The following is a 12,069-nucleotide window of genomic DNA, read 5'->3' as shown; positions in this document are numbered from 1 at the left end:
TTAGCTCCTATTTAATGCATCAATGGTTTTCAGTTTCATCGCGTTATAAGCTGGGAAGAACCCAGTAACGAACCCAAGTAACAACATATAGGCAAAGCCTTTTAACCAAATTTCTGTAGGGAACATTAGCGTAGGTAAAAAGCTTTTTAGCTGCGGTGCCTGCGCTGCACCGGTTACCAAAAGCGCCGCCAAACCTAAACCAAACAACCCACCAATAATACTTAGTAACAAACTTTCGCTAAGCACTTGGCCAAATATACGTTTAGCACTAAACCCAAGGGTTTTTAACACTGCAATTTCGTTAGTACGTTCGCTAACAGCCAACGCCATGGTGTTGGCCACAATCATTAAAATAGTAAAAAATGCCGCAGAGACTACAGAGGTTAGGATAAACCCTATATTGCCTAACTGCTCTATAAAGGCCTTGGCAAACTGCGCTTCGGTGCTGGTTTTAGTTTCGGCGGGGGAATTAGCAAATTGCTCGTCAATGGCACTAGCAACTGAATCGTTAAGTGCTGCTTCGGTAGTATTGAGCGGAATCCACCCTACCCAATCACTGCCAAACGTTTGGGTTTCTATAAAATATTTATAGTGCAACAGCGCACCAGAGGTATCTACCTGAGGGTTTTCACCATCAAAAATACCTACAATATTAAATTCCCATGTTTGGCCGCCCGTTTTTTGCGAGAAAATATTAGACGACAAGCTTATTTTATCGCCTACCTTCCAGCCCCACTGGTTAGCGGTAACTCGACCTACCATCAACCCCGTACGGGTATTTTGCCATTCTTGCAATTGTGCGGGGTCAACAACAAAGTTGTTATACACTTCAAAATAGGTATCTTGATCTACCGCGAAGGTAGGCACCATATTTTTTTGCTCTTTGTAATAACCACCAAACCAGTTTGCATAGGTCACGCTTGCCACGCCTTCTATGGCTTTAATTTTATTTACGTATGCAATTGGCAGCGGCTGTGTAAAGTTAATTTTGTTTACTACCATTAGGCGCGTATCTGACGAAGCCTCTTCGCCGCTATCAAATACCTTTTGCACCGAGCCAAGCACCCCAAACAACAAGAAAGCAATAAATATGGCAAAGCAGCTGAGTATTAGCCGCAATTTATTGCGCGTTAAGTTTTTAAACACCAAATATAAATCGCTCACGGTTAGCCCCCTTATGCGTGCGCACGGCTTGCTAGCGCACTATCGGTTACAAATTCGCCTTTATCTAAGTGTAATTGCGTAGTAGCGAATTTAGCGGCTTCGGGGTCGTGGGTAACCATTACAATGGTTTTGCCGAAATCTTTATTTAGCAACTGTAGAATTTCTAAAATTTCTGTTGCTGTTGCGCGGTCTAGGTCACCGGTTGGTTCGTCACAAAGTAGCAATTCGGGGTCGGATACTATTGCACGCGCAATAGCTACACGCTGCTGCTGACCACCAGATAGCTCGGAAGGTTTGTGCTTAGCGCGTTCGGCCAAGCCCACTAATTGCAATGCCGCTTCCACGCTTTTTTTGCGCTGGGCAGCAGATAGATTTTTTAACAGTAATGGCAGCTCGACATTTTTAGCAGCCGTTAACATGGGCATTAGGTTATAAAACTGAAAAATAAACCCTACGTGGGCTGCTCGCCATTTAGATAACTGCCCCTCAGACAAGCCTTGAATGGGGCTGCCTGCAAATTTAATTTCGCCGCCGGTAGGCTTATCGACAGCGCCTAACATATTAAGTAGGGTAGTTTTACCCGAGCCAGATGGCCCCATCATAGACACAAAATCGCCCTTGTTAATAGTCATATTTAAACCGTTAAATATGGTGATTTTCTCCTTTCCGCGCACAAAGCTTTTTTCTACATTATTTATTTCTATTAGTGCTTCAGTCATAGCTGGCCTCTTCCCTTGAAGGTGATAGTAGGATGTTAGGAATTTAATCTTTTTCGAATAAAGTAACTTTTACGCCCATATCCGGTAGGATGCGTTCGTCTTTTTCATCTATACGGATACGTACGCGCACTGTGGCTTTTGCTCTATCTGCTGCTGGAATAATGGCTATTACGCGCGCGGGGATATCCCAATTTGGATAGGCATCTAAATTAGCTATAACCGGCTGATCGGCTACAACTTTGCGAATAAACGCTTCGTTTACATCCACTTCTATTTCGAGTGAATCCATATCTACAATGGTGCAAATACCGGTACGCGTATAACCACCCGCCGCACTTGGCGATACTATCTCGCCAGGCTGAGCATTTTTAACGGTGACGACACCAGAAAACGGGGCGCGAATTATGTGGTCGTCTACCCGCTCTTTTTGCGCTGCATATTGCATACGTGCTACTTCTACATCTGCTATTGCACTGGTTAAGCCAGAGCTGAGCTTGTCTACATTGGTTTGCGCGCGGGTAATTTCGGCATCGCTAGAAAAGCCGCTTAATGCCATTTGCTTAACACGTTTTAGAACACGGTTCGATTCGTCTAAGTCGGTTTGCATGGATTCTAATCGCGCTAACTGCGCATTAAGCTGGGCTTGCGCCAACTTAAGGTTAACTTGCGCCACAGCATCGTCGAGCGTTGCCAATACTTGGCCTTTTTCTACTTTCATGCCCTCTTCTACCTGCACGCTTTTAATTAGGCCCATTGTCTCTGCAGACACAGTGGCAATTAAACGCGGCGTTACGTAACCCGAAGCGTTAAGCACTTCTGTTTTATCGGCGTAAATACTTTTTGACGAGGAACCACTCTTTTCGCTACCGCTTTTACCGGTGTTTACAGCGGAATCTTTTACTGTATTTCCAGAAGCTTGCGCCAGCGATATTGCGCTAGTGCTTTTTGGGTTTACTGCGGAAGGACTTGTTGGCGCTAATAAATACGTTAACCCACCAGCTAGTAACGCACACACAACACCTGTAGCTATTAATTGTTTGCCACTAAAACCGGCTGGCGCGGGTGCCTGCTTATCTATTTTTAACTGCTGTAAAAGTTCACTTTTACTAGGTTGCGCTTCACTTTGGCCTGTCATTGGGGTCCTTCTCTTTGGTGGCGATTCTTTAAAGGTACACTTCAGGTTTCGAGATTGCTTCTATTCTAGTCGCTGCTCTCTGTTATCTCTCAGCTAATATGATTACACTTTAGTGATTTTAGGATGCAGTAAACAGTGACAAAAGTCATAACTTTTGTGAGTAAAGGTAGGTGGTAGTAACCAATGGTAAATACGGTTGTTAAGCGGTACGTGTGCACTTAAACGATAAAGGCGCCAATGGCGCCTTTAAAAATAAACATTAACCTAACGGCACACCTCCGCTAGTGCTTACCGCCTCTAGGGCTGGGGGTTGGGCCTAGGTAGCTTGGTTTTAGCTCGCCGGTATCAATAATCCATTTTTGTACTGTAACAGCTGGGTCAATCGCCCACACCTTCATCGTGTGGGTACCGGCTGTAAGGGTGTGCTTCGAACTCGCGCGGCGAACGCCGGTGCGTACAGATTCTTGCCAAACCTTATGCGAATTACCGGCTAACACATCTACAATTTGAGGGGGCTGATCGTCGAAGGCAATGGCATAGCGCAAGCCTCGCTCTGGATGGATTGGCCACGTTGGGGCAAATAGCCCTTCTACGGTTACCTCGCCTGCAGTTAGCAGTGTAATGGAGTAGTGCATTTGTGGCGCGGTATTAGCGCTGGCGTTTGCAGGGGCGGCAAACGATGCATCGCGAATGGGGTAAACAGACATAGAAGAATGGGTGCGCCCGTGGGCTGGTATTTCTTGCCACTCAAAGCCGTCTACCGCTTTTGAATGTGTTGTCGCCGCGGCGTCGAAGCTAATGTAGCCGTCTGCTTCTACAAAACCCGTTAATTTTTTAAGCGGTATAACCTTAGCGGGCTTATTAGCTGTTACTTTAATGTTTGCCGCCACCCAACTTGGGCCTTTAATTGTTACATTCGACTCATGAATCCCCAAAGGTAACTTCGCCCAATCGATGCTCACCTGTATTTGCATTTCTTGGTGAGTAATTTCACCCGAACTTGCCGATACCTTTAACCACGCAGCACCAGAGCTAACGGAAAACTTTAGCGGCTTCACGCCCTTATTAAATACCGTGAGTATTTTTGTTTGTTTACCGTAAGGGGTGAACGTTGGCAATGCAAAAGCTACATCTTGCGTGGGCCAAGCCGGTTCCATGCCTTCTACGGCAACGCCCATATCTGCGTTATTACCTTTGGACACCACAGACACAACCGGCATTATATTGTCTTCTGGATTGTTCCAGTGGGTGTAGCCAATATGTGGCTGCGACATAAAGTGATTCCACTTGCCATTATTTATAGAGTGGTACCGTTTTGTTAACGCAGCATCTTTTTCAAATAGTTCCTTTACTTGCTGGCCGTAACTATTAGCAATAGGCCTACCCTGCTTTGCGTAAAGCCGGTTGCGTGCCTGAGCAATATACATTTTGGTGACTGTAGCGCTTGCTAACACTGGGTGCATTACCAATTGGTAATAGGCATCGCGCTGGTTAGCAGGTATTTTGTTAAAGAGAGTTTCTGCGCGGCTTTCCATATCGGTAAGCTGTTGCTCTATGCGCGCAGCTTCATCGTAATTCAATAGGCTATATGTCTTGGCCTCTTGTAATTCAGGTTTACGGCGGCCATTGTGCTGGGTGTAATCCTGTACCAGTTGGGCTATTTCTTTAGCGTAGGTTGGCCCAAATTCACGCTCTGCCCAAAGCTCAGCAAATTGGGTAATACGCTCTTTTGGCCATTGCTCGGGGTTCCACGCCATTTCTAAAAAGTATTCTATGGGCGCTTCCATGGGTTTTAAATCACCCACGTTAACTATCCATATTTTATTTGCTTCGTATTTGTACGCTAGGTGCATTTGCTCCCAAATTTTTGCAAGTGGCGTGGTGTTAATCCAACGGTACGAGCGCGGCCCGCCTACGTAATCGAAATGATAATACACACCCGCTCCACCACTGCGCTTACGCTCTTCGGCGGTGGGCAGGCGGCGAATGTTGCCCCAATTATCATCTGCCCATAAAAGCGTTATATCGTCGGGCACTCGCATGCCTTTTTCATAGTAATCTTGCACTTCTTTGTATAGGCACCACACCTGTGGTACTTCGGTAACTTGTTTACCCTTGGGTTCAAATACCTCTGCAATAATATTGCGCTGTGCTTCGACTATTTGCTCTAGCAATTCCACATTGGCATCTTCAGACATGGCTTCGTCGCCATCACCGCGCATGGCCATGGTTATAATGTTTTCGTAGGGGCTGTTGCGCTCTACACCTTCGCGCCAAAACTGTTTTAGCGCATCTGCATTGGTGGTGAAATCCCAGCGGCCCATTCCGTGCCACTCTTTATGGGCGCGCATCATGGGCTCGTGGTGCGAAGTACTCATCACTATGCCATATTCATTGGCAAGTACCGGGTTTAAAGGGTCATCCACACTAAAGCTGTTGTTCCACATTGCAGGCCATAAAAAATTCGCCTTTAGCCGTAACAGTAGCTCAAAAACCTGCGTGTAAAATTGGCTGTTATAGTTGCCGTAGTTGGCGTGCACCCAATTGGTAAGTGCGGGTGCTTCGTCGTTTAAAAATATACCGCGGTACTGCACCTTGGGCTGCTCAACTATGTGGGTATCACCACGCACGTATAGCTTGCTTTGCGGTTGAACGGGCACATCTGCCCACCAATACCAAGGCGAAACGCCAATTTGCTGCGATAAATCGTATACCCCAAAAATGGCACCTCGCATGTCACTGCCTGCAATAACTAACGCTTTTTCTATATTGGGGAAGGGTTTATCCACCACCACTAGTTTGTAGGCTTCCCACTGCCCTTCTATGTCTGCCACATTCAATTTATTCTGCTCTACAAGCAATTGTATTAACCCACTGCGCCCTACAGACCCAATGATCACAGCGTGCCTACCGGCATCTTTAAGCTGCGAGTGCAACGTAGGTAGCTTACCGGTTACGCGCTGCATATCTGTTTGCAAGTCTGCCGCTGCCCTTTGTAGCCCCTTATAATCGTTGGTATCTACAAGTAAGCTTGCCAGGTGCTCCTCGTCTGCTAACCGCACACCGCCATTCGCTTTAAAACTTATATAACCTGCATCCCCTAGCGCTAATACAGCATTACTGGTTAGCAAACTAAGCGCGATTAGCCAGCACATAGCAAACCGCTTTAAAAGATAGGTGGTTTTAATGAACACGTGAACTCGCAGCATAAAATTCGATTACCCTCAGCAAAAACGCTAATAGCGCTTGAAGTTAATAATGTTGTAGAGGTTGCAATAGTTTAGACCCATAGCTTTTGTTATTCTTAGGCCCATAAACGCTGTATGTTGCACTGCAAGCATACAGTCGCACTAAAACCATACAGTCATTTAGACCACTAGTATACAAGAAGCTGCGAGAAATATAAGTAAATGAATGAAACTCTACCCAACCCCTATTACCACCAGTTAGATGCCATAGCAGACGCCTACACACCGTTGCTGCTTATATTGGCCCTAGCATGCGTTGCCCGCTTGTGGTGGCAGCAAAGGTGGGCACTGGCCTGCGTATGGCGAACAGTGGCAAGCGTGCTGTGGGTGGCTTTTGTAAGCTACGGCGGTATGGCATTGGATAAAACATTAAACATTTGGCCAAAATGGCAGATGGATTACAGCACTCACACGGCGGTTGCAGGTGGGTTAACAATATTGATTACCGCCCTTTTGTTTACGGCGCGGCACATTAACCTTGTAAAAGGCGTGAAATCGAAGTGGGAGGTGATAGCCGCATTAGCTGTTGCGGTAATCAGCGCCTGTTATTTTGCCCTTATGGTGTACCAGCAATACCACTCTTTTGCGGATATTTTTACAACCTTTGTGGTAACAGGCACTTTGCAATACTGGGGGCTAACCACTTTTTTGCCTCCGCTTTCTAGAAGTGCTCATAAACGAGCGGCGCTATAGGTGGTATAAACTGACTGCAACTAGGGCTACATCCATTAAGCCCTAGTTGGTTTTTGGTGTGGCTTATATTTTTGCTTTAAGTGAATTGATTTTATCGCGCAGTTGGGCAGCTTTTTCGAACTCTAAATCTTTGGCTGCCTGGAACATATCTTTCTCCATTACTTGGATTGTTTTCCAAATATCTTTGCTGCTGTTCATATCCACTTCGTAATCTTTCGTTTTATCGGCTACGCGCTTGCGGCTACTACTTTTCGAACCTGGCGCCCTCGCCCCTTCCATAATATCGGCAATACTTTTAGTTATGCCTATTGGCGTTATGCCATGCTTTTCGTTGTGGTCTATTTGTTTTTGGCGGCGACGCTCGGTTTCATCTATAGCTCTGCGCATAGAGTCCGTTATGCGTTCGGCGTAAAGTATCGCCTTGCCGTTTACGTTACGTGCAGCGCGACCAATGGTTTGAATAAGTGAACGATCGGAGCGAAGGAAACCCTCTTTATCAGCGTCAAAAATAGCCACTAAAGACACTTCGGGCATATCTAAACCTTCTCGCAAAAGGTTGATACCTACCAGCACATCAAATTCGCCAATACGTAAATCGCGGATAATTTCTACCCGTTCTACGGTGTCGATATCTGAATGCAAGTAGCGCACACGAACACCGTGCTCCTGCAGGTAATCAGTTAAATCTTCTGCCATACGTTTGGTAAGCACGGTAATTAATACCCGCTCTTCCAACGCTACACGCTTGGTGATTTCAGACATGGCGTCATCCACCTGACTAGTAGCGGGGCGCACTTCGATGATGGGGTCTAACAAGCCTGTTGGTCGTACAACCTGCTCCACCACTTGGCCTTGATGCTCTGCTTCGTACTTGCCGGGTGTGGCCGACACAAAAATCATTTGTGGTGCACGCGCTTCCCACTCATCAAAACGCATTGGGCGGTTATCTAGCGCCGAGGGCAATCTAAACCCATATTCCACCAAGGTTTCTTTACGCGAGCGGTCGCCTTTGTACATGGCGCCAATTTGCGGCACGGTTACGTGAGATTCATCAATTACCAATAAGGCTTCTGCAGGTAGGTAATCGAATAAAGTGGGTGGCGGCTCACCAGAGTCACGACCCGACAAATAACGGGAATAGTTTTCTATGCCATTGCAGTAACCCAGTTCTTGCATCATTTCTAAATCGTAGCGGGTACGCTGCTCTAAGCGCTGCGCCTCCACCAATTTATCGTTTTCGCGCAACTGCTGTAAGCGCTCGGCTAACTCTTCTTTTATTTCATCAATAGCGTCGATAATTTTATTGCGCGGCGTCACGTAATGGCTTTTGGGGTATACCGTAAAACGCGGCACCTTGCGGAAAACTTCACCGGTAAGGGGGTCGAATATAGAAAGGTTATCCACTTCTTCATCGAACAGCTCTACTCTTAACGCTTCTAGCTCTGAATCTGCGGGAAAAATATCAATTACATCACCGCGCACACGATACGTACCGCGCTGAAAGTCGATATCATTGCGGGTGTATTGCATTTCGGCTAACCGACGCAAAATTTGGCGCTGATCAATGGTATCGCCACGATTTAAATGCAAAATCATTTTCAAATACGATTCTGGGTCGCCCAAACCGTAAATGGCAGACACAGTGGCCACTACAATGGCATCTTTACGCTCCATTAAGGCTTTGGTAGCCGATAAGCGCATTTGTTCTATATGATCGTTAACCGAGGCATCTTTATCGATAAATGTATCCGAAGACGGAACATAAGCCTCTGGCTGGTAGTAGTCGTAATAAGATACAAAATATTCAACAGCATTATCTGGGAAGAAGTCTTTAAACTCCCCGTATAACTGTGCCGCCAAGGTTTTGTTGTGCGCCATAACAAGCGTGGGCCTATCTATGCGCTCTATAACATTGGCAATAGTAAAAGTTTTACCTGAGCCTGTTACACCAAGTAATGTTTGGTGCGCTAGCCCCGCTTCTATACCTTTAACCAAGCCCTCAATCGCTGTGGGCTGATCGCCTGCGGGAGTGTACTTACTTTTAACTTTAAAAAGTTTTGACATATTTTTTCAGTTTTTTAATTACTAAATATCAACGGCTAATAACTAAGTTCGAATAGCTAAGCGCTGATCGCCAGCTAGTTCCAACTGGCAGTTAGTCGCTAGCGATTAGCAGCTATAAATCGCTAATGTTGTATTTTCCAGCAGTAATGGATTTTAGGGTTGCCCTTAAAGTCTTCATCGATGGTTGCAGCCGAAATGTTTTCTACCACGTAACGCGTGCTTATTTGTTCATCTAGTTTAAACTGCCTAAAGTTGGTAGAAAAATACAAGGTACCACCGGGGTTTAAAATATCCATACAACGCGAAATTAAACGCACTTGATCTTTTTGAATATCGAGCACATCACTCATTTTTTTCGAGTTAGAAAATGTAGGGGGGTCTAACATTATTAGGTCGAACCCTTCGCGACATTTATTTAACCAATCAAAGCAATCTGCTCGCACCAAACGGTGTCGCGCTAAATGTACATTATTCAATCTAAAATTGTTGTCCGCCCACTCTAAATAGGTGTTGGACATATCCACGCTTACCGACTCGGTTGCGCCACCCAGTGCCGCCTGCACGCTGGCAGTGGCGGTGTAGCAAAACAAGTTTAAAAAGCGCTTACCGGTAGCCTCTTTATGTATACGCATGCGCAGCGGGCGGTGATCTAAAAACAGGCCGGTATCTAAATAATCTTGCAGGTTTACCCACAGTTTTGCATTACCCTCTTGCACTTGAATGCAGCGCTCGGCATCAAACCCTTGAGTATCGGTTTGCTTTTCGTATTGAGCTTTGCCTTTGTTGCGCTTTCTTGTTTTTACAAACAGTTTGTTATCGGGCGCCTGCAATGCAACAGCGGCACCATGTTTTAAGGTTTCGAATCGCGCTTCGGCTTTATCTGCATCGATAGTTTTCGGCGCGGCGTATTCTTGTATATGCACCTGATCGTTATACAGGTCTATCGCGGCGGAATACTCAGGCATATCGGCATCGTACACGCGGTAACCATGCCAATCATTTTGCTTCACACTTTTCTTTAATCGTTTTAAATTCTTTTTAATACGATTGGCAACCATAGTAGCCGCTTCGGTTAAAGGCTTATCGCAAAGGTTTTTGCGCACCCACGCCCCACTTGCGTTTTCTACTTGCCCATCTTCGTCGGTTTGTACTGCTTGAGTAAGTTTATCTTTACGCAGTTTGGCATCATCTGCAGACAACACGCTGTAAACAAACAATTCGGCAGGTAATGCTCCGTTTTTAAATTTGTTTTTCTTGTTGGCTCGCAAACGGGTTTCTTTGGCAAGCTCTGGGTTACTGGTAAATACGGCGAATGTCCAGCCTTCAAATTGTTGCTTAACTTGGTGTGCGAGTATTTGGTAAGTTGTACGCAACTCGTTCACTTCGCCTAAGCGCTCACCATAAGGGGGGTTAACAATAACCAAGCCTGGTACCAATACTTTATGTGTGGGTTGTTTTAATTCCTCTACAGGTTTATTCGCAATATGTATGACGTTTTGCAGGCCTAGCGCTTCGCAGTTCATTTCTGCCGCTTTGGTAACATAGTAGTCGCTGTCGTAACCAAAAATATCGAAGCTTTTTTCTTGCAAGTTTTTATCGCGAATAGCTTTTGCATCGTTTACTACCTGGGCCCATGTATCTGCATTGTGCCCCGTCCAACATTCAAAACCGAACTTATCTCGGCTAAGGCCTGGCGCAATGCTATACGCAATAAGCGCGCCTTCTATTAGCAACGTACCAGACCCGCACATAGGGTCTAGCAGTGCACCACCCTGCTCTGCAATTGTTGGCCAACCAGCGCGCAACAATAAAGCCGCGGCAAGATTTTCTTTTAACGGTGCACCGCCCTGTTTTTGGCGATACCCACGACGATGCAAACTATCGCCAGAAAGATCGATACTAATATGCAGTTCGTCGCGATGCAGCCGTGCATGTATTCGCACATCTGGTTGCATTTTTTCTACATTGGGCCGTTCACCACCAGCATGGCGAATGCTATCTACTACTGCATCTTTTACCCGTTGCGCACCAAACTGCGTATTTCTTACCGCATCGTTAGTGCCAATAAAATCTACTTTTAAACTTGCACCGGGTTTCATTAGGCTTGGCCAGTCAACTTTAGAGGCAACGGTGTGCACATCGTCACCCGTTTCGATTGGGCCAGAATCTAAAGGCAGCAACACTTTGGTAGCCAGACGCGTCCACAAACATATTTTATACATTTGCTCTAACGTAGCGCTTACATATACACCCGCATGGCCTGGTTTAACGTCGCCTACGGCTAGTTGTTCTAGCTCGGTTTGCAGCAGGCCTTCCCACCCTTGTGAGCAACTTACAAAAAGGTCGTATTGGGTTGTGTTTTGGTTTGTTTCTGTAGGCATAACTGATTGCACGCTATATTCTCTGATCGCATATACAGCCGACTGGCTATAAATATTAATTGTTTCACTTTTTGGTTCAGCTCTGGGACACTGAAAGTCCGCTGAGTGTTCAGCGCTTTTAAAAAGAGCCATGTAGCTCTTTACTTGGGGTGACGGTTCCTTCGGGTTTACCGGCTTAGTCCGGCGGCACGCAGGCGGCCCCAAGCACTTAATATTAAACGTTTTTTCGTTTTAACATCTTTTGCATGTGGGGTTCTAAGATTAAAGTTTTAAACTGGAGGCTATATTGGGCATTTCGCCCGTACCCACTTTAAAATCTTAGAACGTGTGTATAACCAGCCTGTGAAGGCTTACTTTACATCAATACTCAATTTAGTACTTGCATTACTTTGTGCATGTGTAAACCCGCGGTTAACAGTAGAAAACTATAGTTGGTTTTTTATGTTAAGCGCCACTTTGTAACTTTAAACCATTTCGCCCCGCATTCAGCACCTGCTGTTTGCGGTGGCGCGGTGGCGGATAAAATCAACTCATCACATTCAGCCTTTATGGCTAATTAACAAGCTGGAGGTGCCTTACTTATTGCTACTGGTTTTAATTCGTTTGTAATTCAAAACCAATATCTGAGTAATTTAAAGTTGCTAATCAAATACCAAAATATTTGC

The 12,069-nt window shown here is 45.6% G+C and carries 7 protein-coding genes; 1 reads left to right on the top strand and 6 read right to left on the bottom strand.

From position 1 onward, the window contains the following. From SDE_RS09200 to SDE_RS09185, 4 genes are all read right to left on the bottom strand, one after another. Positions 1-1,164 (bottom strand): FtsX-like permease family protein, encoded by a 1,164-nt coding sequence (locus tag SDE_RS09200; RefSeq protein WP_011468238.1) that lies wholly within the window; start codon positions 1,162-1,164, stop codon positions 1-3. Between the two features lie 11 nt (positions 1,165-1,175). Further along, positions 1,176-1,883, bottom strand: a complete 708-nt coding sequence (locus SDE_RS09195) for an ABC transporter ATP-binding protein (RefSeq protein WP_011468237.1) — start codon at positions 1,881-1,883, stop codon at positions 1,176-1,178. Between the two features lie 43 nt (positions 1,884-1,926). Further along, the gene (locus SDE_RS09190) at positions 1,927-3,018 is read right to left on the bottom strand and encodes an efflux RND transporter periplasmic adaptor subunit (RefSeq protein WP_011468236.1); all 1,092 of its coding nucleotides are present in this window, start codon (positions 3,016-3,018) and stop codon (positions 1,927-1,929) included. A 281-nt stretch (positions 3,019-3,299) separates the two neighbouring features. Further along, on the bottom strand, positions 3,300-6,173 hold the full coding sequence (locus SDE_RS09185) for a glycosyl hydrolase 115 family protein (RefSeq protein ID WP_143710869.1): 2,874 nt from the start codon (positions 6,171-6,173) through the stop codon (positions 3,300-3,302). Between the two features lie 255 nt (positions 6,174-6,428). Between SDE_RS09185 and SDE_RS09180 the strand changes: the two genes are divergently transcribed. Then, positions 6,429-6,959 carry a hypothetical protein gene (locus SDE_RS09180; RefSeq protein WP_011468234.1) on the top strand — a complete coding sequence of 177 codons (531 nt, stop codon included), beginning with the start codon at positions 6,429-6,431 and terminating at the stop codon, positions 6,957-6,959. A gap of 63 nt (positions 6,960-7,022) precedes the next feature. Here the strand turns inward: SDE_RS09180 and uvrB are convergent, their stop codons facing one another. Together uvrB and rlmKL are read right to left on the bottom strand one after the other, a co-directional pair. Next, positions 7,023-9,023 (bottom strand): excinuclease ABC subunit UvrB, encoded by a 2,001-nt coding sequence (uvrB, locus tag SDE_RS09175; RefSeq protein ID WP_011468233.1) that lies wholly within the window; start codon positions 9,021-9,023, stop codon positions 7,023-7,025. A gap of 122 nt (positions 9,024-9,145) precedes the next feature. Next, complete coding sequence (gene rlmKL / locus SDE_RS09170; protein ID WP_011468232.1) at positions 9,146-11,404, bottom strand: bifunctional 23S rRNA (guanine(2069)-N(7))-methyltransferase RlmK/23S rRNA (guanine(2445)-N(2))-methyltransferase RlmL; 2,259 nt, start codon at positions 11,402-11,404, stop codon at positions 9,146-9,148. Positions 11,405-12,069 lie beyond the last annotated feature (665 nt).

Origin of the sequence: Saccharophagus degradans 2-40 (assembly GCF_000013665.1) — a bacterium.
Classification (GTDB): Bacteria; Pseudomonadota; Gammaproteobacteria; order Pseudomonadales; family Cellvibrionaceae; genus Saccharophagus; species Saccharophagus degradans.
Note: the sequence above shows the minus strand (reverse complement) of the source record. Positions and strands in the feature narration are given on the sequence as shown.